We start from the raw sequence: 22,739 nt of genomic DNA on the forward strand, positions 1-22,739 counted from the left end.
TTAACCGTGAGCCGGGCTTTTTTACTATTCAGCTAACTAACCTGAACTAATCTGAACTGATTTTTAGGGTATATGCTCACTAGCTAGGTAGTCATGTGATTGCATTTCTTGTAAACGGCTTAAGCAACGTTTAAATTGAAAGGCGAGGCGACCTCCGCTATACAAATCTTCTAAAGGCAATTCAGCCGACATAATTAACTTCACATTACGTTCATAAAACTCATCAACCAAGGCAATAAAACGGCGCGTGGTATCATCACTGTCTGGCCCCATTGCTTTGACATTGGCCATTAATACCGTGTGATATACTTGACTGATTTCCATGTAATCACCCTGGCTACGAGCACTTTCACACAGTACGGCGAAGTCAAAATAGACCACACCATCACTCACTAAAACAGTCTCTAATTGACGATTATGAATCTCAATAGATTGACCTGCCTTACCCTCATCACTCGATAGTTGCTTAAAGTAATGTATTAAGTTCTCTTCCGCTTGAGCATCAAGAGGATAATGATATATTTCCGCCTGCTCTAAGGTTCTTAAGCGATAATCGATACCACTATCAACATTAACGACTAGGGTATGCTCGTTGATGAGTTTTATTGCTGGTAAAAATCGTTCTCTTTGTAAACCATTAGGATACAGTTCATCGGGAATAATATTTGAGGTCGCGACTAGGATGACATTATGAGCAAATAACTCTTCAAATAATGTCCCCAAAATCATGGCATCGGTAATATCTGAGACAAAAAACTCATCAAAACAGATGATCTGTGTTTCATCGGCAAACTTTTTAGCAATGATTTTCAGCGGGTCTGCTTGACCTGATAAACTTTTCAGCTCTTGGTGAACTCTGTGCATAAAGCGATGAAAGTGCACACGAATTTTATTATCAAAAGGTAAGCTATCATAAAAAGTATCAACCAAATAGGTTTTGCCTCGACCAACACCGCCCCATAAGTACAAACCTTTAATGGGTTTGTGTTCTTGTTTTTTATATATTTTTTTCCAACGGTTTAGTACTTTTTTAAAGCCGGAAACCGCTAGGGGCTTATTTTGTAAATCGTCATATAAACGTTGCAGATGAATAACAGCATTTTCCTGTGCTGCATCAAAAAGAAAATCATCTCTGGTTAAATCTTGTTTATACTTATCTATAGGAGAGAGCTTTATCATTGAGAGCCTACGTTATTTAAAATCAATTTTTAAGGTGTTCTGAGGTACTTGAAAAAGAGCAATTTGCTAAGATATATAACTAAGCATTAGCTAAGCAAATTGTTTTGATGCTAGTATAATCTATCTCGGTATCATATTTATACCCAACGAATCAATTTCTCTTTACAATGTAAGGTACACCCTATGGATGTAGTAATAGCTCTAGTCATTTTTATCATCGGCGGCATTGGTGGTTTTTTCGCAACTCGTCTTCTTTCCAATACTAGCCAAGAGCAACGTAAATTAGCGGAGCAAGTTAATAAAAGTGAAGCGGCTTTGGAACAATACAAACTTGATGTTGCCGAGCATTTATCAAGCTCAGCCAAGTTACTCGACCAAATGAATAATACTTGCCAAACAGCGATGAAACAAATGCAAGAAAGTACCCATCTGCTACAAAAAGCAACCTCTATTGAAGTCGACAGCATGCCATTTTTTTCAGCCGAGACTCAGCAACAACTTGCGCAAACAGCAACGTTACGTCATCAAAAACGAAGCAGTGATACCGCAGAGGCCATCACAGAAGCACCTCTTGATTATTCGGATAATCCAAGTGGCCTATTTAACGATCAGAAACAAAAAGTTACAACTGCAGAGTAATTTGATACACAATTGTCTGAACTAAAGCCTTTTAGTTCAGTCTATTTTGGCGTATTTATAAAAGTTAACAGCACACTGGTTAGCTTTTTTATTGGTATAACAAAATATCTCGGAGAACTCTTAAATATGAAAAAGTCATCTAAACTGTCTAAATTATCACTTGTCATCAGTGCTGCATTATTCTCATCAACCCTAGCACTCACTAGCGCGCCGGTTTTAGCAAATTGGCCCGTGCAAGTCGATGGTCAAGTTATGCCTAGTTTGGCCCCCATGCTTGAACATATCACGCCAGCCGTAGTCAGTATCTCTGTGATAGGCACTCATAAAGTCCCGCAGCAAAATGTCCCAGATGCTTTTAAATTTTTCTTTGGTAATAAGAGGCAAAGTCAGCCCCAACCACAGCCTTTTCGTGGCCTGGGTTCAGGTGTCATTATCGATAGCGAAAAAGGTTATATAGTTACCAATTATCATGTGATAGAAAACGCTGATGAAATAATGGTCACCTTAAAAGATGGTCGTCAATTAGAAGCAATAAAAATAGGGAGCGATGCAAAAAGTGATATCGCCTTATTACAAATTAAGTCGGACAATTTAATTGAAATTAAGTTGGCGGACTCTGATGAGCTGCGCGTTGGCGATTTCGCTATCGCTATTGGTAGTCCCTTTGGCTTAGGACAGACAGTAACGTCCGGCATTGTTAGTGCCCTTGGTCGCAGCAACTTAAATATTGAACATTATGAAGACTTTATTCAAACCGATGCGGCCATAAATAGTGGTAATTCCGGCGGCGCTTTAGTTAATTTACGCGGTGAATTAATTGGCATTAATACCGCTATAATAGGCCCTGGTGGTGGTAATGTCGGTATTGGTTTTGCTATCCCAAGTAATATGATGCATAACCTTATCAAACAAATTATAGAGTTTGGTGAAGTCCATAGAGGCATTCTTGGTGTATCAGGGCGCAGTGTTAATAGCGAAATAGCCAAAGCTATGGAGCTAAATATCAGCCAAGGCGGCTTTATTGAACAAGTAATGCCAGACTCAGCTGCTGATGAAGCAGGTATTAAAGCTGGTGATGTTATCGTTGGCATGAACGGTAAAAGCATTAAAAGCTTCCTTGAATTACGCGCTAAAATAGGCTCAATTGGCGCCAATACCACGGTTAATTTAACGATAATAAGAGATGGTGACAAAAAAGTATTTACCGTAAAATTAAAACAAGATCAAAGTGCAGATATTAGTCCGGCAAGTATTCACCGTATGTTAGCGGGTGCTCAACTAGAAAATAGCACTAAAAAGCAGGCGATAATCATAGAGCAAGTTGCGCAAGGCTCTCCGGCTCAAATGGCCGGATTAAAAGCGGGTGATATTATCACTGGTGTTAATCGTAAACGTATCAAGGATATTGCGCAATTACGTGATTACCTTAAGGATAAAACCGGTGTCTTAGCACTCAATATTGTTCGTGATAATCATGCCCAGTATATAATGATCCGCTAATAGCCAAATTTACATCTTAAGCTGATCATATTGACCCTGCTATTCAATAGCAGGGTCAATATGATCAGCTTTTTTTATGTTACACTGAAAATCTTGGCACAACATAAAATAAGATAGCCTTTGAAACTCTTCTCTTCAATAAAATATATATTCACAGCAATCAGTTACGGCGTATTATTAGCCGTGGTGCTCTTACTACTGATGCCTGGCTTAGTTCCTGGTTTAAATGGCACTAGTTTGGTAACCAGCCTTTTTAAAGGTAGTCAAGCGCAGCAGGCGCCACTGTCCTTTGCTAAGGCGGTTAGCATCGCCAGCCCCGCTGTGGTAAACATTTACTCTGAACAAATTGAAGTGAATCCGCAATACGGCCGTAAAGCGCGTAAAAGTACCCGCTTAGGCTCAGGGGTGATTATGGACAGCCATGGCTATATTTTGACTAACTTACATGTTATTCGCCAAGCAGATCTTATTCAGGTACTACTACAAAGTGGTCAGATCTATCCGGCAGAGCTGATAGGTTTTGATCATTATACTGATTTAGCCGTGTTGAAAGTAAATGCTAGTGATCTGCCGGTCATTCCACAAAAAGAACAACAAACATCATTAGTGGGCGATATAGTTCTAGCCATAGGTAACCCGCTCAATTTAGGCCAAACCGTAACCCAAGGCATCATTAGTGCGACGGGACGAAATGGCTTGAGCAATACCAGCTATTTAGAGTTTTTACAAATGGATGCCGCCATCAATGAAGGCAACTCAGGCGGAGCACTCATCAATAGCAATGGTATTTTAGTGGGCATCAATTCAAGAAAATTCACCCAGTCTAATCCTCAACTAACGATTCAAGGAATTTTCTTCGCTGTGCCTTATCAACTCGCCTATAAGGTAATGCGTCAGATCATTGAAAATGGCAAAGTTGTCCGTGGCTGGTTAGGTATTTCCACTAACAACTACCATAGAGAGTTAAAAGGCTTTGTTGTTGATGAAGTAATGGCAAATAGCCCAGCAGAAATTGCCGGTATACAAGTAAACGATGTGGTTTATCAAATTGATAACGAGTCGATTGATAGCGTCACTGACGCCTTAGATATCATTGCTGAAACACCGCCAAATACCGAGTTAACCTTTAAGGTTTATCGACAAGGTAATGCCATAACCATCAAAGTTAAAATTATTGAGCTATCAAATTAATACGGATGCTAGTTAATTTATCAGCTAAAAAAAGGCAGACGGTATAATTTACCGTCTGCCTTTTTTGTTAGCTTGGTGCAATGAGCGTTATTATCTAGCAATCATTCACTAGAAATAAAAACTCACCGCAGCGATGCTGCTACTAGCAATAATACTTATGAGTCTAATTCAAGTAAGTATTTAACTAGGTTTTGGTAATCTTGCTCAAAATTATTTCTATCTAATTTAGTTGCGTCAATTTTATACTTACCATTAACAATAATGGTTGGCACACCCGTTAACGCTCGTTTAGCACTCATGTTGTCTTGGTGTTTTTTCATTGATTTAGCTTGTGAATTAACACTAAAGCTTTTCATCAGTTTATCGAATTTATCACCATCTGCGCCATTTAGCACAAAGATATTACGGATATCTTTTTCAGAAGTAATCACAGATTTTTGCACATGAATATAATTAAAGACAGCACCAATTAATTTGTCGGCATCACCTAGTTGCTCAGCGACAACAGTTGCTTTAGTGATCATTTGTTGAATTTTAGGGCTAGCAACACGAAGAAAATCGACATGATTACGTTTAAACGAAGCGCCCTCAGGTAAGCTTTTTTTAATGCCATGCATCAGCGGCTCAGACTTAAAACAGTGACCACAATATACTGAGAAATATTCTCGCACTTCTTTTTTCTTAGTGACCGTTTCATTCACTTTAGTATATTGCACCCCTTCAGTGTATTGTGCAGCTGCAGCACCTACAGATAAGACCAATAGCGGCATTAACAAAAGAGATTTTAGTAATTTGTTCATTATTTTTTCCTAAAGTAAAATGGCCCTATTTATCATAACTAGAGCTAAAAATTATTCAAACTTAACGGCGCTTGTTGTAAGGCAGACATTTGCTCTTTCAACATGAGTATTTGCTGTTCCCAATATTTTTCAGTATTAAACCAAGGAAAATTTAGGGGAAAAGCCGGATCCTGCCAGCGTTTACACAACCATGCCATATAATTAACCAGTCGCATAGTTCTTAATGATTCTATCAAGAGCAACTGCTCACTTTCAAAGGTAAAAAACTCCTCATAACCCATCAATAAAGTATCAAGCTGTAATAACTGCTGTTGTCTGTCTCCTGATAACATCATCCATAGATCTTGAATGGCTGGACCGGTTCGACAATCATCGAAGTCAACAAAGTGAGGTCCTTCATCACGCCATAATATATTACCGGCATGACAATCACCATGTAAGCGAATTTGCTTAGTATGTTGTGCGGGCAAATACTGCTCGGTGGCAACCGCAATGACATGATCTAAAATGGTAAAAAATGCTGTTGATAAACTTTTTGGCACATAGTTCGAGGCTATGATACCTTCACGTGCTTGTAACAGTAGCTCATCAGTATTAAAATTTGGTCTATGTTGAAAGTCATTTTGCGATGAGACCGCATGAATACGAGCAATAAATCGTCCCATCCACTCTAACTGGTTAAGATTGTCAACCTCAAAAATACGCCCTCCCCGACAAGGAAACACGGCAAAATGATAACCTTTATATTCAAACAAGCTTTCGCCATTGACTTTCAGTGGCGCAACTATCGGTAATTCTTGTTTAGCAAGTTCAAAGGAAAAGTCATGCTCTTCGTGAATCTGCTTAAGCTGCCATCGCTGAGGACGGTAGAACTTAGTCACATATTTAACTAAGTTATCATCATGAAATTGATAGACACGATTTTCATAACTATTGAGCGCCAGTAAACCGCTATCAACACTAAATCCTGCACTTTCTAAACCATCAATAATTAAGTCTGGTGACAAAGCACTAAAATCAAAGGAGGCCATTAATGTTTATTAAAAAATCGGCTTTCTTGCTCGATTTTCGCCTCACCTATCGGTGCAACTTGTTCTACGGTAAAAGTAATAGTAGTCATATAATGTTCCAATTCATAAGGGTCAACAGAAATACTTATCGGCAAGGTATAGACAGTAGCGGCCTTAACGGTCACTTCTTGTTTACCATGCCATTGGGTATTAGCAATACCCTGCATTGAAAGTTTATAGGTATTATCTGTTTGCGACATATTGAGAATTTTTAAGGTAAAGACATTTTCAATATCGCCATTAAAGTTCTCTTTTGCCAGTTCAGTACGGTCGCGAATAATTTCTAAAGATAACGGCACACGATTCACTATTTCAAGAACTAACAACGTGCTCATAATAACGAGTAACACCGCATAACCGATAAGTTTAGAGCGTACTACATTTACTTTTTTTCCTTGCAATTCATGCTCTGTGGTATAACGAATAAGGCCAGGCTCATAATCCATTTTATCCATAACCCCATCACAAGCATCCGCACAGGCACCACAGTTAATACATTCATATTGTAAGCCATTGCGAATATCTATGCCGGTAGGGCAAACCTCAACACATAGGTTACAATCAATGCAATCGCCCAGTCCCATGGCTTTATGGTCTTGTTTTCGACCACGAGCACCTCTACTTTCGCCGCGTTTACTATCATAAGCAACCGTTACGGTATCTTTATCAAACATGGCTGATTGAAAACGCGCATAAGGACACATATGTAAACATACGGTTTCTCGCATCCAACCCGCGTTACCATAGGTAGCCAAAGTAAAAAAAACCAAAATACCAGCCATCATCACACTAGTATTTAGGGTGAAAACATCAATAAACAAGTCCTGCATCGGCGAAAAATAACCCGCAAAAGTCATCGCGGTATAAAGCGAGAATAATAACCAAGCACTGTGTTTTAATGTTTTTCGTATGACTTTCTTACGATTTAATTTTTGCTGATCTAATTTTCGTCGCTGATTGGCAGTACCTTCAATTTTCTCTTCAAACCAAATAAAGATGAACGTCCATACGGTTTGTGGGCACATATAACCACACCAGACTCGACCAAGAAAGGTAGTAACAAAGAACAGTAAAAAAGCCCCCAGTATGCAAATCCACGCCAACAAGGTTAAATCTTGTGGCCATAAAGTAAGGCTCCACAAGGTAAAACGTTGCTCACTGATATCAAACAAGACCGCTTGATGACCATTAAACTGCAACCAAGGCAGCATTAGAAAAAACGCAAAATAGACTAGGTTCATTCGTTGCCTGAGTTTTTGAAAAAAACCAGACACTTTACGGACATATATTTGGTCACCTGGCTTATAACGCTCTTTACCGGTGTTTTTACTGCCATGAATTTTTACATTTTTAATAGGAATATACTGTTCAACTACCGCCTTATTTGTTTTAGGCGTAGATGATGATGGGTCGTTTGCTCTCACGATGAATCCTTGGTAAGCGAGTAAAATACTACTAATGGGCTACTTGCTAGCCTTAAAAGAAGTTTAATTTTATTAACAAATGCACATAATAGCTAATAATTTATTAACTTAGCGAGTCAATTAATATAAAATCAGCTCTTCTAATTTATTATATGACATATTATGAAGCATTTATTGATCTTAATCGTAGCTGTGGCACTCTATTTACATTTCTACCCAAATAAAGAAGTGACACAATTTTATAACGAGCAGAAACAAGTGTTACTTGATGGTTTTGCTAAGTTCAGTGATACCAAAGTAAGGTTAAAAGCAGATAAAATTTATCTAGATTTAGTACCTGAACTGGCAGCCTTTTCAGAAGCAGAAGTGGCACGCTTAAAAGAAATCACCTCATCAAGAGAAAATGTTAAAACATTTTATTTCACCATTTGTAAAACCGAAAAAAGAGATGTTGATTTTCATATCAACAATGAAAAGAAAGTCTGCTCAACCATAAGTCGCTATGCCAATATGCTTTAACCGCTCGGGTTAAAGCACCTGCCAATAGCACTATTAACTAGCAGATAACCTCACTAATAATTTGGCAAAGTTTTCACTGGCTTGCTCCTGCTCAACATGCTGTTGAGCTCTGATCTGCCACAAACCATTTACCATTACATCAAAGACTGGATTTTGCTGACTGGCAAAAATCATACTATCTAATAAATGTTGGTTGGCATTAGCAAATAACTTAGTTTTATCACTATCTAGTACCAATAAATCAGCTTGTTTGCCAATGGCTAAACAGCCGGTATTACTATTGGTACTTTGCGCGCCACCTATGGCCGCTCGCTGCCATAAATTTTGCCCTACAGATGCTTGTTCATCTGTTGCTAAAATAGCGCGTTGCTGCTTTATCAAGCGCTGTACATATTCAAGCCAGCGTAATTCTTCAATAGGGTTCACTGAAATATGACTATCAGAGCCAATGGCAATAGTGCCCTGCTGTGCTAAAAACTCTGCGGTCGGAAAAATACCATCACCTAAATTAGCTTCCGTGGTTGGACAAATTCCGGCAATGGCTTGTTTAGCAATAATGCCTTTTATTTCTGCCTCATCAATATGAGTGGCATGAATTAAACACCAATATTTATCAAGTTCAATATTATCAAGTAACCATTGCACCGGTCTTTTGCCATAATGGTTCAAGCAATCGTCAACTTCTTTTTGTTGCTCCGCTATATGAATATGAATAGGGGCTTGCTTATCTAAACTACGAACATGCGCTACCGCACTGAGTAGTGAGGTTTTATTAACGGCACGTAAAGAATGTGGCGCGATACCAACATTGGTATTTTCATATTGTTCACTTAAGGCAAAGCAGTCACTGACTAATTGATTAAACTGCTCCGTTGAGTTGATAAAGCGCTTTTGACCATCACTCGGCGCTTGTTCACCAAAACCACTGTGTTGATATAGGACTGGTAATAAGGTTAAACCTATACCTGACTCTTTTGCCGCCTCAAAAATGGCTTGCGCCATAGTTGCAAGGTTTGCTGGCTTTTCTTCAGAAGTAATAGCTGCAGAAGTTTTACCCTCATAGGTACTGCCATCAATATCATGATGTAAATAATGAAACTCTGCGACTCGGGTATAACCCATTTTGAGCATTTCAATATAGAGTTGTTTAGCAATATTTTTAGCATCAAGGACGGTTAGCTCGGCTAAAAATTGGTACATGATCTTTCGCCAAGTCCAAAAACTATCTTGCCCTTCACTGCCTTGCTCACTAAAACCGGCAAAAGCCCGTTGAAAAGCGTGCGAATGACAATTTACCATGCCAGGAATAACTGCACCTTGGGCGATTTCAGCGCCGGCAATCATGCCAGCGTCAATGGCCGTAATGATACCTTGTTCAATAGTAATGGTTTGCTTACTGGCCCAACCATCTTTTAATAAAATATTTTCTGCGTATAGTTTCATATTGCTCTACTAAACTTCTCTACTAATGAGGTGCTTAAATTATTGACTTAAACCCTTTACAAAAAAAGACCAGCCCATGGCTAAACCAGCTAGCATTAACGTGCATATTCTTTACTTTTGCTGAGTAAAATCAACCAAGCATTGCACAAATACTTGTAACTTTTCTTTTACCTTAGCGGCTTTTTTTTCATTGTAACGATCACTTGGTTCATCCATATAGGTATGCTGTGATAACTCTAACTGCACCGCATGAATATTTTCTCTTGGCTTGCCATAACCTCGGGTGATATAGCCACCTTTAAAGCGACCATTTACCACACTCGTATAAGGAGATAAATCAAGTTGTGCTATTTTATTGATCAGTTCGCTGCCGCAGCTTGCACCATCAGCATTACCAAAATTAAAGTCTGGTAATTGCCCATCAAAAAAACGTGGCACGTGTGACAAAATTGAGTGGGCATCCAATAACACCACTTTAGCAAACTGTGCTTTCATCTGGGTTAGGGTAGCGTTTAATGCTTGATGATAGGGTTGCCAGTAAAGCTCAATTCTGCGCTGAATTTCTGCCTCATTGGGCTCTTGCCCAGTTTTATATAATGGTGATAAATCAAAAGCTGTCGTGGGACAAAGTTCGGTGCTATTTGCTCCAGGGTATAAATTTATGCCATCTATATTGCGGTTCAAATCGATAACATAGCGACTGTATCTAGGTTTAATAATCGCAATACCAAGACCTTGGGCAAAGTCATAAAGTTTATCCATATACCAGTCAGTATCAGCAACCTGATGGCCAGTGTTTGTCATGGTGCTGGCTATACTGTCAGGGATTAATTGCCCGTTATGCGGCATGCTAATGAGCAGACCCATATTGCCCGTGACCAAGTCATAACTTCTATTCATACTATCCCTCAAAATTGGCTGCTATTCAAATTGTATATACAACTTAAGCGCTACTAATTTATCATGCGTTAGTGACTCTGAGCAAGGATAGATGGAATTTTTTATCTTAACCAAGGTTAAGCTGAGTTTTTAATTCGTTTCTTAACAACTTAGTTAAATAGGTTTTACCTATTGTAATGATAGATTTAATGCGTTTTACTTAACTAAGTTGAGCTAGCATAATAGCTTCATCTTAACGAGTTAAGCGACTCTGCAAAAAAAATACCATTAACCCCCGAAAGGATTTTCATTATGTTTAACGATATTACCGGTCAAAAAGTCCCTGCAGTTACTTTTCCAATCATAGCTGATGACACCTGGAGTACACGTAATTACCAGGATATTTTTGCTAACAAAACAGTGGTGGTTTTTTCATTACCCGGTGCATTTACCCCAACCTGCTCATCATCTCACTTACCTCGCTATAACGAATTAGCACCGAAGTTTTTTGCCAATGGTGTTGATGAGATTATTTGTATCTCAGTAAACGATACCTTTGTCATGAATGCGTGGGCAAAAGACCAAGATGCCGACAACATTAGTTTTATTCCCGATGGAAATGGTGAGTTTACCCAAGGCATGGGCTTGTTAGTTGATAAAGCAGAGATTGGTTTTGGTAAACGAAGCTGGCGTTACGCCATGTTAGTTAAAAATGGCATCGTTGAAAAAATGTTTATTGAGCCAGATTTACCCGGCGACCCCTTTGAAGTTTCCGATGCCGATACCATGCTTAATTTCATCAACCCTGCAGCAGTGCAAAGCACAGAAGTGGCTATATTCACCAAACACGGTTGTTCACATTGTGCAAAAACCAAAGCATTATTAGCCGAGCAAGGTTTACAATATGAAGAGCTAGTATTAGGTGAAGATGTCAGCATTACCGCCATGCGCGCCATTACCCAAGCGGATACCACACCACAGATATTTATTGATGGAAAACATATTGGTGGTAATGATGAGTTAACTAAATACTTTAGCTAGTCGCCCTTTGCTTGCTTTAAGCCTAAAGCCTGAAAGCAAGCAATACCCCAATAAAAACACAGTAATGATATACTGTCGTTATTGTGTTTTTGTTTACAACTACTGCTGCACCTTAGCGCTAGCACGAATGTTACTTATTGGAATTAATAATGGATAACCAGCCTTATAACCCGCTTCATGGTATTAATTTAAAGACCATAGTCACTGAATTAGAAGGCCATTTTGGCTTTGAGACCTTAGGTAAAACCATTAAAATAAAATGTTTTACTGACAATCCCAGCATTCAATCAAGCTTGAAATTTTTACGAAAAACTCCCTGGGCGAGAGAGAAGGTTGAGCAGCTTTACCTTAACAATAAAAATAAAATCCACACTTAAGCATAAATAATCATCTAATTAGCAGCTTACTAATTCTATAACATATAGCCAGACAAGCTATTAAAGCACTGGTAATGTGCAGAAAAATGTCTAATGATGGCAGTAATACTCATTAGAAATAAGTGCCTTATGTCTTCCGCCAGCCATTATATTTTAACTTGGCAATGCCCTGATAATAGTGGCGTACTCGCCAAAGTATCACAAAGCCTCTTTTCACACGGGGCTTTTATTACCGAAACATCACAGTACAGTGACCCTTATAGTGAAACCTTCTTTTCACGTATTGCTTTTGATGATCGTAATTTAACGGTTTCTAGCCGTGAATTTGTTACCGCCTTGGATGAATTAGCAAAGCCGCTCGCCATGCAATATCAATTACGTAAACGTGATGATGTGCCCAATATTTTGATTGCCGTGTCTAAGGATGATCACTGTTTAGTGTCATTATTGACTAAGTGGAAATCCGGCGTATTACCCATCAATATCGTTGGCGTCATCTCGAATCATCAAAACTGTCAGGCGCTAAGTGAATGGCATAATATTCCATTTTTTTACTTACCGGTAACCGCAGAAACAAAGCGGCAGCAAGAAGCACAAATTACTGCTTTGATGACAGAGCTGAAAGTGGACTTATTAGTATTAGCACGCTATATGCAGATACTCTCTGATGACTTTTGTCAGCAATTATCAGGCCGAGCAATTAATATCCATCACTCTTTTTTACCAAGCTTTAAAGGGGCTCGCCCTTATCATCAAGCACATGCTCGTGGTGTTAAAGTCATTGGCGCTACCGCTCATTATGTTACTGCTCACCTTGACGAAGGTCCTATTATCGCTCAGGAAGTAAAGCCCATTAATCACACTTTCACCATAGAGCAGATGGTGCATATGGGACATGACTTAGAAGCCACGGCTTTAAGCCATGCGGTAAGGCTGCATGCCGAACAGCGAGTCTGTCTAAATGGTGATAAAACGGTAATTCTTGCGTAACTTTAGCTGAGCAAATACCTAGCGAATACCTAGCGAATTAATTCGACTGTAAGTAATTATTTACAGTCGTCAACTCCCCCTGACGCATAGCAAGGCACTAAATGGCGCTAAAATTCGCCTAATTGTCCACTTTATGATTAAAATTACTCTATAACCTATTTTAATAAAAGTCCTCATTATGATTAATGTTGAAAAAATTCATCACGTTGCCTATCGCTGCAAAGATGCCAAAGAAACGACTGACTGGTACAAAGATAAGTTAAACATGGACTTAGTGCTTGCTATTGCTGAAAATGAAGTGCCTTCTACCAAGGCACCAGATCCTTACATGCACATTTTTCTTGATGCGGGTAATGAGAATGTTTTAGCCTTTTTTGAACTGCCTAATTCGCCAGCCATGGACAGAGATCAAAATACTCCTACTTGGGTGCAACATATTGCCCTAAGAGTTGCTAGTTATGATGCCTTGGTATCAGCGAAAGAAGAGCTTGAAAGTAAAGGTGTTGACGTTTTAGGCCCGGTAAATCACGGCGTATTTAAGTCTATTTATTTTTTCGATCCAAACGGCCATCGTTTAGAACTTGCGACCAATACCGGTACTGCCGAACAGTTTAAAGAACTGAATAGAGTGGCTTATGAGATGATTGAAGAATGGTCAGTGACTAAACGTGCGCCACGTCATGCAGCTTGGTTGCACCAGCTAGATTAAACTGCTGTGGGAAAAATGAACTAGCTTTCAGCACGGGACTCTCTTTTTAACACCTAGACCTAGCACTAAAAAAGCCCCCAGTTTTCACTAGCGGGCTTTTTATTTTGCCATTAGCTTTTAGCTAACTCAAGCTAAGCCTGATACTCTTTACGCAATTGCTTAGCGGCATTGACCATATTTTCTAAGGCCAGCTTAGTTTCTGTCCAGCCACGTGTTTTTAACCCACAATCTGGGTTTACCCATAAAATAAATTCATTATGTTCGAAATAAAATATTTATAAACACTGGCAACCCTTGCCAATACTGCAAATATCCGTAAAGCGGCGGAGGTTTTATTTAGTAGTCAATCGGCTTTATCACATCAAATAAAAGACTTAGAGCAAAGATTAAACACGCCATTATTTATTCGTAACACTTCGCCGGTGGAATTTACCAAGGCGGGTAAACTGCTCCTGAACCTTGGCGAAGAGATATTACCTAAGATTAAACAAGTAAATGCCGTATTAAAGGCTCCGTCACTATTTCATTGTATGCGCTTAGGCGAGACCGGCATTCATAAAAAGCTCTATGCCCGTTATAATAAAAATAGTAAACAGTTAGACAATTGAATTAAATTATTGGAGTAAGCTATGTGGCAGCAAACTGAATTATTATTAAAAGCAAGAAAGCGTGGTTTTCACTTAATCACCGAGGAGGTACTAAGCCAGCTGCCTAAGCTAAATAAAGTGCACTGTGGCATTCTGCACCTTTTTATAAAACACAGCTCGGCTTCCATTACCCTGAATGAAAATGCTGACCCAACGGTACGCAGCGACATGGAAGCGCACTTTAATCATTTTGTCCCAGAAAGAGCACCGTATTATCAACATACTTATGAAGGTGATGATGATATGCCTGCCCATATAAAAGCTAGCCTGCTAGGTAATAGTTTGAGTTTACCCATTAGCGGCGGGCAATTAAATATAGGTATTTGGCAGGGAATATATTTAGGTGAGCATAGAAACCATGCCAGTAGCCGCACGATTGTGGCGACCATCAATGGCGAATAGCACTTAAATAGCAAACAAAGTTAGATGCTTTTAAACTTAAGGCGTCATTCCCGAAGTTACTGAACGGGAATCCAATGTTTAGAAATCGAAGCTATTCGCAAACTGGATCCCCGACTAAAACACCACGGGGATGACGTTAGTCAATGAGTACTTTTTACGCATAAATTGAGTAATACAACGACAATATGAATACTATTAAACTATTAAACCATTAAATTAAAGGCTTTAAAGCTTTAAGGCGTCATTCCCGAAGTTACTGATCGGGAATCCAATGTTTAGAAATCGAAGCTATTAGCAAACTGGCTCCCCCGACTAAAACACCACGGGGATGACGTTAGTCAATGAGTGCTTTTTACGCATAAATTGAGTAATACAACGACAATATCAATACTATTAAACAATTCATTTAAAGACTTTAAAGCTTTAAGGCGTCATTCCCGAAGTTACTGATCGGGAATCCAATGTTTAGAAATCGAAGCTATTAGCAAACTGGATCCCCGACTAAAACACCACGGGGATGACGTTAGTCAATGAGTGCTTTTTACGCACAAATTGAGTAATACAACGACAATATGAATACTATTAAACTATTCATTTAATCTTCTTGTAATACATGTGGTCCGGCATAAGTGTCAAAGCGCGAGTACTTACCTTGGAAGGTTAGTGCGATACGACCAATAGGTCCATTACGTTGTTTACCAATAATGATTTCTGCCATGCCTTTAAATTCACTATCGTCGTTATAAACCTCATCACGGTAAATAAACATGATTAAATCGGCATCTTGCTCAATTGAACCCGACTCACGTAAATCAGAGTTAATAGGACGTTTATCAGAGCGTTGCTCCAAGCCACGGTTTAACTGAGAGAGCGCGACAACAGGTACTTTTAATTCTTTCGCTAAGGCTTTCAGTGAACGAGATATTTCAGCAATTTCTAACGTTCGGTTATCAGAAAACTGCGGTGCGCGCATCAGTTGTAAATAATCAATCATGATCATAGAGATACCGCCATGATCGCGGTGAATCCTACGTGCTCTGGCTCGTAATTCTGTCGGCGTTAACGCAGACGCATCATCAATGAACATTTTACCTTTTTCCATCAACAAGCCCATGGTTGATGATAACCGCGCCCAATCTTCATCTTCTAGTTGACCGGTACGGATTTTAGTTTGGTCGATACGACCTAATGAGGCTAACATACGCATCATTAACTGCTCCGCGGGCATCTCCAAACTAAACACTAATGCGGGGTATTCTTGTGTCATCGCAGCATGCTCGACCAAGTTCATGGCAAAGGTGGTTTTACCCATGGATGGACGCGCGGCAATAATAATAAGATCAGATTTTTGTAAACCAGCAGTCATTTTATCTAAGTCTGGATAGCCACTGGGGACGCCGGTAACACCACCTGATGGTGTTGAACAAAGCTTTTCAATACGGTCAACGGTTTTTTCTAAGACCGAATTTAGGCTTTCTGGTCCTTGAGATTTAATGGCACGTTTTTCTGCAATAGCGAAAACTTTGGTTTCAGCAAAATCGAGCAAGTCTGCGCTGCTACGCCCTTGGGGATCATAACCCGCTTCGGCAATTTCATTGGCAACACTGATCATTTCACGGGTTACCGCTCGTTCGCGAACAATGTCGGCATAAGCGGTAATGTTCGCGGCACTTGGGGTGTTTTTCATCATCTCGGCGAGATAAACAAAACCGCCGGCGTCCTCAAGTTTTTGATCGTTTTCTAAAGCTTCCGACAGGGTAATTAAATCAACTGGTTCACTTAACTCAATTAAGCTAGCGATAGTTTCAAAGATAAGGCGATGAGAGCGACTATAAAAATCATCGGCAACCACTTTTTCCGCCACACGGTCCCAGGTTTCATTATCAAGTAACAAACCACCAAGCACCGACTGTTCAGCCTCTAACGAGTGCGGAGGTACTTTTAACTCATCAATTTGTTTATCTCTAATCAATTGCTGTTCTTTCGCAAATTTACGTGGCTTTTTGTCGGCCATTACCTTAACCCTACTCTGCTACATTACTATACTCGCGCTGGTTTTAACGCTAGCTTTAACTAGCTTAAAACAGCAATAACGAGTATCTAAAAAGGAGTGTTAATGTAGCAGAAATTGCCTTATGGGAATATAAAATATTTCCCTAAAAGGGCTTAAAGAGTAAATAGGTTATTTACTACTAACCTCGATATTACCGCTAACGGTTGACACTCTAACTAAGGCACTACCGTTTAGGGTTTGAAAATTTAACTTAGCACCCGGACCATATTCTGCATGTTCGGTTTTTTCCTTGGTAATATTATTGTCTATGTCACCGCCAACACTCGATTTTAGGGAAAAATCAGCATCAACCCCTTTTTGGAAGGTGAAAGTTAAGTCGCCACTGACCGTAGATGCTTTTAGCAGGGCTTTTTCAACTAAAGTGAGTGTTGCTTGTATATCGCCACTGACCGTTCTGATACGCAACTCAATAACTTCAGCTAAATTAAGCTCACTATTGCCGGAAACATTATTAAAAAAGACTTCTTTGGCTTGGCTATTAATAACAACTTCACCACTAACCGATCTAATTTCTAAACGCCCCGTAGAGTTATTATCTTGAATATCACCACTGACCGCAGCTAACGACACCTTGCCAGCTAAGTTATGACTATTGATATTGCCACTAATACTATTTAGCTCAACACTTTGTGTTAGGTTTTTCGCCAAAATATCACCACTTACCGTATTAACTTCTACACCACCATGTAAGTTAGATACATGTATCTCGCTAGAAATACTTGAAGATTTCATGCGAATATTTTTAGGCATAAAGACGATGATTTTTGAACCATCCGCGCGCCAATTATCCATTCTTGGATATTCAACCTCGATAATAACTTGTGCGCCTTTTTGTTCAAAAATAAGTTTTTCTGCATCGTCGTCTAAAGTGCCGGAAACCGATATTTTATCTTTATCCCAGCCGATAACAGTAATAAAACCACCGTGATTACTGATAGCTACGTTAGTAACCGTTTCACTGGGTAAGCTTTGCGCTATCTCGGTGGCGGCGAGTAATTGGCTACTGAATAGCAGACAAGTCGCCATTGTGATGATATTGGCGCATTGCTGTACTTTTCTGCTTAATCTGTTCATAGAAACCTCTGCTGTTGGGTATTTTACTGTGTTTAGCTCACTCGGCTTTAAATTAACCTTGCTCGTTATTAAAGAGCCTTTAGCTAAATCACTTGATATTGGTGATATAATTGTTGTAATAACTTCAATTCTTGTTGTTGGGTAAAGTCTAATAAATTCAATAAGTCGTTATTATTTTCATCCACTAACAGTGCTTTTCTTATAGATGCTCTAGCCTCTGCTAATTGCGTTAACTCCTGTTGCATCGCCGCTGGCAATCTATCAACCATGGGTTGGCCGTAACTGGCGAGTAATATCTGCTTTTGTTGTATAAAGTTTTGCTGCATAAAATTGACTAACTGTGCTGATGCCGGGCTAGCTTGTTTGGGTGTTTTCACCAGTGTCGGCACGGTCTTTTCATTTGTCTCGGGTGAAAAAGTAAACCACGACATCAGCATAACCATGGCCATAGATGCCGCCCAAGCACTTGGTATAAAAATATTGCTGTGTTTATCAGCTGGTTTTTGTTGTCTTTTAGCGTTAATGGCACGTTCAATACCCGGCCATAAATCTCTGTCGGGGGTCATTTCAGCAGGTAACTTTGCCACCTGCTCGGCAAGTGCTTTATCTGCAAGCACCTTGTCTTGAGGTAAATGGCCTTGGGACGTATGATTATTCATGATTCATCTCCTGTTCACCCGATGACAACTCAAGCTCTTTTAATGATGCTTGTAATAAATTTCTTGCTCTGTGGTATTGCGACTTACTTGAACCAACCGCCATGTTCAACATGTTGGCAATTTCCTCATGGCGATAACCTTCAACGGCAAATAAAACAAACACTAAACGTGCTCGTTCAGGTAATCGAGCAATGTGCTGGTCTAACAACATTAAGGTTGAGTCATCCGTTAAACTGACACTTGGCTCGACAAAATTTGTCCCTTGCTCTTCAATACTAAACACCCGCTGCAGCCAGTTTTTGTGTTTCCGTAAATGTCCCAGTACTACATTGGTCGCAACACTATGCAGCCAGGTACTAAACTTACTTTCGCCGCGAAAGTTATTAATTTTTTGCCAGAGCACCACAAAGACTTCCTGACAAACATCCTCGGCGCTGTCTTTATCTGCCAACATGCGCCAGCACAAGGCATAAATTGGCTTATGATGTTTTTCATAAAGATGGTAGAAAGCACTTTGACTGCCTTCTTTTGCTTGTGCTATCCACACTTGCTCACCGTCATCCGCCGTCTTATTGCCACGAAATATCGCCGGTCCATCGATGACTTGTTTATGTTGTATTATTTCGCTATCCAAATGCTAAAGCCTCACTCTGCTGCAAAGTTACTCTCTAAGAATAACTATCTCATATAGTTATTCAGTATAACTAGCTAAAATCACTCGCTAAAGTGATGTCCAATATTAACTAAGATACCGAAGGTGATAAAAAGGTTTAAATGATATTTAATAAATTAACTTTTATAAGGTTAATTTATTAAGCTGAAAAATAGTGGTACATAGGTAGCTAGTCAAATCACTGTTGGTAACATCTTGTTACGCTTTGCTTATTCTGCTTAGTTACTTTCGCTATAATCATGTGTAAATTAGCATAAGTATTTCAGAACTATAACAACAGCCGCCCCTTAAGGAAATTCCAATGAAATTAACCCGTCTCGCCATAGCACTTACCCTCGCTTTAGGTAGTAGCCAAATAGCATTAGCCGATGATGCTGAAAAAGATAAAGCGAAGAAAGAAGAGCAAACTATTGCACAAATGATTGAAAATAAAACAGCAACCTTAGGCTTGTTTGATTTTTATCAAGATAAAGAGACAGGTGAAACATTAATGTTGCTTGATGAAAGTCAATTAGACACACCTTTTTTACATTTTGCCCAAACCGTTGATGGGCTTGCTGATGCTGGACATTTCCGCGGTGGCTATCGTGGTGAAAAAATCATTGAATTTAGACGTTACTTTGACCGTATCGACATAGTCACAAAAACCTATCGCTATCAGTTTGATGAAAATAATCCCATCAGCCGTGCTAAAGATGCCAATATTAGTGAAGCAGTACTCGCCAGTATAAAAATTGAAAAAGTAGAAAATGGCAAAATTGTCTTAAAAGTCGATAAACTTTTCTTAAGTGAAGCACTGCATAAAGTTTCGCCATGGGCGCGAGTTGATGATAAAGATGCTAAAAAACGTTTTAAATTAGGTAAGTTAAACAGTAAAAAATCACGCATCCTATCCAAACGAGCTTACGATAATAATGTTGATATTGTTGTCGATTATGTTTTCAATAATCCTAACCCTAGTGTTTATGGCTCTAAAGCGGTTTCAGATCCACGTTCGGTCTCAATTAAACTACAACACTCTTTTATAGAACTTCCTAAAAATGAATTTACCCCGCGTTATCAAGATGCTCGTATTGGTTACTTTGGTCAACAATATGATCAAATGACCTCAAGTAGTTGGGCGCCTTATAAAGATGTCATTAACCGCTGGAATTTAGTCAAAAAAGATCCAAGTGCAGCATTATCTGAGCCTGTAGAGCCAATAGTGTGGTGGATTGAAAATACCACCCCTATTGAGTGGCGTAACACCATTAGCGAAGCGGTATTAGCGTGGAATTCATCTTTTGAAAAAGCTGGCTTTAAAAATGCCCTACAAGTTAAAATTCAGCCCGATGATGCCACCTGGCAAGCTGGCGACCTAAATTACAATGTCCTACGCTGGACCTCTTCACCACAACCACGCTTTGGTGGCTACGGGCCATCTTTAGCCAACCCCTTAACCGGTCAGCTGCTCGGCGCTGATATCATGCTTGAATTTGTTTTTATGAAAAACCGTTGGATATATAACAGCTTATATAGTCAAGGCGCGGTGAGTGTTGGCTTTAGTGACATAGAGCAATTGCATCAAGGACCGGGGTCAATCGGTGCACTCAACTGTAGTGCTGGTTATGAATTGCAACAAGGCTTGTTACTTAGCCAAGCCATGTCAAAGGGTAGCGACATAGAAAATAAAGCCGTGCTAAAAGAAGGCTTACGTCATTTGGTACTACATGAAGTAGGCCATACCCTAGGATTAAACCACAATATGAAAGCATCCATTTTGTGGGATGAAAAAGAAATTCACGATAAATCACTGACCCAGGGTGCGCTAACTGGCTCAGTAATGGATTATGCCCCCATTAATGTTGCCCCTAGAGGCACGACCCAAGGTGATTACTTTCAAACAGAGCCGGGTTTATATGATGATTGGGCCATTGAATATGGTTATTCCATTGCTCTTGAGGACTCAACAGAAGAAGCCGAGCGCTTAGCAACAATATTAGCGCGCTCGAATGAAAAGGGTTTAGCTTTTGGTAATGATGCCGATGATATGCGCGCCCCAGGTCGTCATATAGATCCACGTATTATGACCAGTGATTTATCATCTAACCCTGTTGCTTACGCCAGCGATCGTATGGCTTTAATCCAAAGTTTACTTAGCGAGCTAAAAGATAAAACACTTATTGACGGTCAGTCACATCAGCAGTTATTAATTTCAGTCAATTCACTTTTTGGTCAATATCGACGCCAAGCCGAGGTTATTTCACGCCAAATTGGCGGCGTTTATATTGAGCGTAACGTAGTTGATCATAGCAAAACACAAAGTCTACCTTATACGCCAGTACCAAAAGAAAAACAGCAAGCCGCTATGCAAGCGCTTACTAGCTATGTCTTTGCCGGTGATACCTTAGCAAGCATGCAACCTCTTTATAATTACATGCAACACCAACGCCGTGGTTTTAATCATTTTAATAAAAATGAAGATCCGAAAGCGCACGATATGATCTTAAATATGCAAAAGTCGGTATTAAACCAATTACTGCATAAAAAGGTGTTAAAACGTATTTCGGATACTAGCTTGTACGGCAATGATTATTCATTAACAGCAGTACTGTCAGATTTAACTGCGGCTATTTTTGTGGCGAGTAAAAAAGCTAGCTCTATTAGTCGTAACATTCAAGTAGAGTATGTCGAGCGCTTAATTGCGATTGCAGGTGTTGCTAAATCATCCGCTTACGACAACCTAGCAAAAGCTGCCGCACTAGGCCAGCTTAGCGAAATTTTGGATAATAGCTCGTCAATGAGCTTTGGTAAGAGTGTAGAAGCAAAGGCTCAAGATGCTTATATCAGCTTGATGATAAACAAAGCACTAAAAGTTTAATGACTTAGCACAACTAAGCATAGCAAAACAAAAGCCCGACAAGCACGGTAAATAAAAAGTTTGTTGGGCTTTTTATCTCTAGTTTGTCTGGCTATTAATTTATAGGCCAGAGTTTAGCGATAAGAGCTGTCCTCAACTTGCAGACACAAAAAAAGCGCCAGAGGCGCTTTTTACGTTTATTGCAAATACGCAGAATTTACTTCTTGCTAAGTGCACCAAAACGTTTGTTGAATTTATCAACACGACCACCGCTCTCAGCAGATTTTTGCTTACCGGTGTAGAATGGATGACAAGCAGAACATACGTCAAGGTGAATATCTTGACTTAAAGTAGAACGCGTTGTTATCACATTACCACAAGAACAATTTGCAGTGAACTCAGTGTACTTAGGATGAATACCGTCTTTCATGGGGACCTCTATCTCTTTATGAGAATTTGGGCGCATCGCCACTCAGCCATTTCCTCTTGTCTATTTTTATCATAGACGAAATGCTAAGCACCATACGTAGTTAAGAATTAATGGGGGCGAATTGTAAAGGATAGTTTCAGTAACTTCAACATAAAAGAGCGTAATGCGGCTAAAAAAAGA

The 22,739-nt window shown here is 39.5% G+C and carries 22 protein-coding genes and 1 pseudogene; 11 read left to right on the top strand and 12 right to left on the bottom strand.

Annotation, left to right across the window (positions count from 1 at the left end; all coding sequences use genetic code 11):
* Positions 1 to 63: 63 nt before the first annotated feature.
* On the bottom strand, positions 64 to 1,179 hold the full coding sequence (gene zapE, locus CMT41_RS14965; RefSeq protein WP_057182325.1) for a cell division protein ZapE: 1,116 nt from the start codon (positions 1,177 to 1,179) through the stop codon (positions 64 to 66).
* Between the two features lie 183 nt (positions 1,180 to 1,362).
* Here zapE and CMT41_RS14970 point away from each other — a divergent pair, with 183 nt between their 5' ends.
* The 3 genes from CMT41_RS14970 to CMT41_RS14980 all read left to right on the top strand — a co-directional run bounded on the left by CMT41_RS14970 (position 1,363) and on the right by CMT41_RS14980 (position 4,509).
* Positions 1,363 to 1,818 (top strand): YhcB family protein, encoded by a 456-nt coding sequence (locus tag CMT41_RS14970; protein WP_058027723.1) that lies wholly within the window; start codon positions 1,363 to 1,365, stop codon positions 1,816 to 1,818.
* A gap of 126 nt (positions 1,819 to 1,944) precedes the next feature.
* The gene (locus CMT41_RS14975) at positions 1,945 to 3,318 is read left to right on the top strand and encodes a Do family serine endopeptidase (protein ID WP_057182329.1); all 1,374 of its coding nucleotides are present in this window, start codon (positions 1,945 to 1,947) and stop codon (positions 3,316 to 3,318) included.
* Between the two features lie 120 nt (positions 3,319 to 3,438).
* Positions 3,439 to 4,509 (top strand): trypsin-like peptidase domain-containing protein, encoded by a 1,071-nt coding sequence (locus tag CMT41_RS14980; RefSeq protein WP_057182331.1) that lies wholly within the window; start codon positions 3,439 to 3,441, stop codon positions 4,507 to 4,509.
* A gap of 155 nt (positions 4,510 to 4,664) precedes the next feature.
* Here the strand turns inward: CMT41_RS14980 and CMT41_RS14985 are convergent, their stop codons facing one another.
* From CMT41_RS14985 to ccoG, 3 genes are read right to left on the bottom strand one after another with little or no spacing between them, the layout of a single operon-like run.
* On the bottom strand, positions 4,665 to 5,309 hold the full coding sequence (locus tag CMT41_RS14985) for a thiol:disulfide interchange protein DsbA/DsbL (RefSeq protein WP_058027724.1): 645 nt from the start codon (positions 5,307 to 5,309) through the stop codon (positions 4,665 to 4,667).
* A gap of 44 nt (positions 5,310 to 5,353) precedes the next feature.
* Positions 5,354 to 6,340 (bottom strand): serine/threonine protein kinase, encoded by a 987-nt coding sequence (locus tag CMT41_RS14990; protein ID WP_057182335.1) that lies wholly within the window; start codon positions 6,338 to 6,340, stop codon positions 5,354 to 5,356.
* Entirely contained in the window at positions 6,340 to 7,803 is a 1,464-nt protein-coding gene (ccoG, locus tag CMT41_RS14995; protein WP_058027725.1) for a cytochrome c oxidase accessory protein CcoG, read from the bottom strand. Before ccoG ends, CMT41_RS14990 begins: the two co-directional genes overlap by 1 nt.
* A gap of 162 nt (positions 7,804 to 7,965) precedes the next feature.
* On the opposite strand from ccoG, the gene CMT41_RS15000 reads away from it, so the two are divergent.
* Positions 7,966 to 8,322: a hypothetical protein gene (locus tag CMT41_RS15000; protein ID WP_057182337.1), complete on the top strand. Its 357-nt coding sequence runs from the start codon at positions 7,966 to 7,968 to the stop codon at positions 8,320 to 8,322.
* Between the two features lie 33 nt (positions 8,323 to 8,355).
* Here the strand turns inward: CMT41_RS15000 and CMT41_RS15005 are convergent, their stop codons facing one another.
* Complete coding sequence (locus CMT41_RS15005) at positions 8,356 to 9,765, bottom strand: formimidoylglutamate deiminase (protein WP_058027726.1); 1,410 nt, start codon at positions 9,763 to 9,765, stop codon at positions 8,356 to 8,358.
* A gap of 111 nt (positions 9,766 to 9,876) precedes the next feature.
* Positions 9,877 to 10,665, bottom strand: coding sequence for an N-formylglutamate deformylase (hutG, locus tag CMT41_RS15010; RefSeq protein WP_057182341.1), 789 nt, complete (start codon positions 10,663 to 10,665; stop codon positions 9,877 to 9,879).
* 291 nt (positions 10,666 to 10,956) lie between these two features.
* Here hutG and CMT41_RS15015 point away from each other — a divergent pair, with 291 nt between their 5' ends.
* The 4 genes from CMT41_RS15015 to CMT41_RS15030 all read left to right on the top strand — a co-directional run bounded on the left by CMT41_RS15015 (position 10,957) and on the right by CMT41_RS15030 (position 13,761).
* The gene (locus CMT41_RS15015; RefSeq protein ID WP_057182342.1) at positions 10,957 to 11,685 is read left to right on the top strand and encodes a glutathione peroxidase; all 729 of its coding nucleotides are present in this window, start codon (positions 10,957 to 10,959) and stop codon (positions 11,683 to 11,685) included.
* A 149-nt stretch (positions 11,686 to 11,834) separates the two neighbouring features.
* Complete coding sequence (locus CMT41_RS15020) at positions 11,835 to 12,062, top strand: VF530 family DNA-binding protein (protein WP_057182344.1); 228 nt, start codon at positions 11,835 to 11,837, stop codon at positions 12,060 to 12,062.
* A 129-nt stretch (positions 12,063 to 12,191) separates the two neighbouring features.
* A complete protein-coding gene (gene purU, locus CMT41_RS15025) occupies positions 12,192 to 13,052 on the top strand; it encodes a formyltetrahydrofolate deformylase (protein WP_058027727.1) in 861 nt (286 codons plus the stop codon).
* A 178-nt stretch (positions 13,053 to 13,230) separates the two neighbouring features.
* Positions 13,231 to 13,761: a VOC family protein gene (locus CMT41_RS15030; RefSeq protein ID WP_057182348.1), complete on the top strand. Its 531-nt coding sequence runs from the start codon at positions 13,231 to 13,233 to the stop codon at positions 13,759 to 13,761.
* A 131-nt stretch (positions 13,762 to 13,892) separates the two neighbouring features.
* On the opposite strand, the pseudogene CMT41_RS19940 reads toward CMT41_RS15030, so the two are convergent.
* Positions 13,893 to 14,006, bottom strand: a pseudogene (locus CMT41_RS19940) (hypothetical protein); the annotation flags it as partial.
* 39 nt (positions 14,007 to 14,045) lie between these two features.
* On the opposite strand from CMT41_RS19940, the gene CMT41_RS18805 reads away from it, so the two are divergent.
* Together CMT41_RS18805 and CMT41_RS15040 are read left to right on the top strand one after the other, a co-directional pair.
* The gene (locus tag CMT41_RS18805) at positions 14,046 to 14,369 is read left to right on the top strand and encodes a LysR family transcriptional regulator (protein ID WP_257721050.1); all 324 of its coding nucleotides are present in this window, start codon (positions 14,046 to 14,048) and stop codon (positions 14,367 to 14,369) included.
* Positions 14,370 to 14,390: 21 nt separating this feature from the next.
* Positions 14,391 to 14,810, top strand: coding sequence for a secondary thiamine-phosphate synthase enzyme YjbQ (locus CMT41_RS15040; protein WP_057182352.1), 420 nt, complete (start codon positions 14,391 to 14,393; stop codon positions 14,808 to 14,810).
* Between the two features lie 595 nt (positions 14,811 to 15,405).
* Here CMT41_RS15040 and dnaB read toward each other — a convergent pair.
* The 4 genes from dnaB to CMT41_RS15060 all read right to left on the bottom strand — a co-directional run bounded on the left by dnaB (position 15,406) and on the right by CMT41_RS15060 (position 19,203).
* Positions 15,406 to 16,824: a replicative DNA helicase gene (gene dnaB, locus CMT41_RS15045; RefSeq protein ID WP_057182354.1), complete on the bottom strand. Its 1,419-nt coding sequence runs from the start codon at positions 16,822 to 16,824 to the stop codon at positions 15,406 to 15,408.
* Positions 16,825 to 16,992: 168 nt separating this feature from the next.
* The gene (locus CMT41_RS15050; protein ID WP_057182356.1) at positions 16,993 to 17,958 is read right to left on the bottom strand and encodes a DUF4097 family beta strand repeat-containing protein; all 966 of its coding nucleotides are present in this window, start codon (positions 17,956 to 17,958) and stop codon (positions 16,993 to 16,995) included.
* Positions 17,959 to 18,041: 83 nt separating this feature from the next.
* Complete coding sequence (locus CMT41_RS15055) at positions 18,042 to 18,617, bottom strand: hypothetical protein (protein ID WP_058027729.1); 576 nt, start codon at positions 18,615 to 18,617, stop codon at positions 18,042 to 18,044.
* On the bottom strand, positions 18,610 to 19,203 hold the full coding sequence (locus CMT41_RS15060) for an RNA polymerase sigma factor (protein ID WP_057182684.1): 594 nt from the start codon (positions 19,201 to 19,203) through the stop codon (positions 18,610 to 18,612). Before CMT41_RS15060 ends, CMT41_RS15055 begins: the two co-directional genes overlap by 8 nt.
* A 388-nt stretch (positions 19,204 to 19,591) precedes the next feature.
* Between CMT41_RS15060 and CMT41_RS15065 the strand changes: the two genes are divergently transcribed.
* Positions 19,592 to 22,150 carry a zinc-dependent metalloprotease gene (locus CMT41_RS15065; RefSeq protein ID WP_058027730.1) on the top strand — a complete coding sequence of 853 codons (2,559 nt, stop codon included), beginning with the start codon at positions 19,592 to 19,594 and terminating at the stop codon, positions 22,148 to 22,150.
* A gap of 196 nt (positions 22,151 to 22,346) precedes the next feature.
* Here CMT41_RS15065 and rpmE read toward each other — a convergent pair whose 3' ends face one another.
* A complete protein-coding gene (gene rpmE / locus CMT41_RS15070) occupies positions 22,347 to 22,559 on the bottom strand; it encodes a 50S ribosomal protein L31 (protein WP_057182685.1) in 213 nt (70 codons plus the stop codon).
* Positions 22,560 to 22,739: the final 180 nt, after the last annotated feature.

It is taken from the genome of Colwellia sp. MT41, from assembly GCF_001444365.1.
Classification (GTDB): Bacteria; Pseudomonadota; Gammaproteobacteria; order Enterobacterales; family Alteromonadaceae; genus Colwellia; species Colwellia marinimaniae.

Excerpts from the sequence above, each read along its gene's own strand:
- CMT41_RS15005 (WP_058027726.1), bottom strand. The coding sequence starts at position 9,765 with ATGAAACTATACGCAGAAAATATTTTATTAAAAGATGGTTGGGCCAGT.
- CMT41_RS15055 (WP_058027729.1), bottom strand. The coding sequence starts at position 18,617 with ATGAATAATCATACGTCCCAAGGCCATTTACCTCAAGACAAGGTGCTT.
- dnaB (WP_057182354.1), bottom strand. The coding sequence starts at position 16,824 with ATGGCCGACAAAAAGCCACGTAAATTTGCGAAAGAACAGCAATTGATT.
- CMT41_RS15050 (WP_057182356.1), bottom strand. The coding sequence starts at position 17,958 with ATGAACAGATTAAGCAGAAAAGTACAGCAATGCGCCAATATCATCACA.
- hutG (WP_057182341.1), bottom strand. The coding sequence starts at position 10,665 with ATGAATAGAAGTTATGACTTGGTCACGGGCAATATGGGTCTGCTCATT.
- zapE (WP_057182325.1), bottom strand. The coding sequence starts at position 1,179 with ATGATAAAGCTCTCTCCTATAGATAAGTATAAACAAGATTTAACCAGA.
- CMT41_RS14975 (WP_057182329.1), top strand. The coding sequence starts at position 1,945 with ATGAAAAAGTCATCTAAACTGTCTAAATTATCACTTGTCATCAGTGCT.
- CMT41_RS15065 (WP_058027730.1), top strand. The coding sequence starts at position 19,592 with ATGAAATTAACCCGTCTCGCCATAGCACTTACCCTCGCTTTAGGTAGT.
- rpmE (WP_057182685.1), bottom strand. The coding sequence starts at position 22,559 with ATGAAAGACGGTATTCATCCTAAGTACACTGAGTTCACTGCAAATTGT.
- CMT41_RS15015 (WP_057182342.1), top strand. The coding sequence starts at position 10,957 with ATGTTTAACGATATTACCGGTCAAAAAGTCCCTGCAGTTACTTTTCCA.
- CMT41_RS15030 (WP_057182348.1), top strand. The coding sequence starts at position 13,231 with ATGATTAATGTTGAAAAAATTCATCACGTTGCCTATCGCTGCAAAGAT.
- CMT41_RS15020 (WP_057182344.1), top strand. The coding sequence starts at position 11,835 with ATGGATAACCAGCCTTATAACCCGCTTCATGGTATTAATTTAAAGACC.
- CMT41_RS14970 (WP_058027723.1), top strand. The coding sequence starts at position 1,363 with ATGGATGTAGTAATAGCTCTAGTCATTTTTATCATCGGCGGCATTGGT.
- CMT41_RS15000 (WP_057182337.1), top strand. The coding sequence starts at position 7,966 with ATGAAGCATTTATTGATCTTAATCGTAGCTGTGGCACTCTATTTACAT.
- CMT41_RS15040 (WP_057182352.1), top strand. The coding sequence starts at position 14,391 with ATGTGGCAGCAAACTGAATTATTATTAAAAGCAAGAAAGCGTGGTTTT.
- CMT41_RS14990 (WP_057182335.1), bottom strand. The coding sequence starts at position 6,340 with ATGGCCTCCTTTGATTTTAGTGCTTTGTCACCAGACTTAATTATTGAT.
- purU (WP_058027727.1), top strand. The coding sequence starts at position 12,192 with ATGTCTTCCGCCAGCCATTATATTTTAACTTGGCAATGCCCTGATAAT.
- CMT41_RS14985 (WP_058027724.1), bottom strand. The coding sequence starts at position 5,309 with ATGAACAAATTACTAAAATCTCTTTTGTTAATGCCGCTATTGGTCTTA.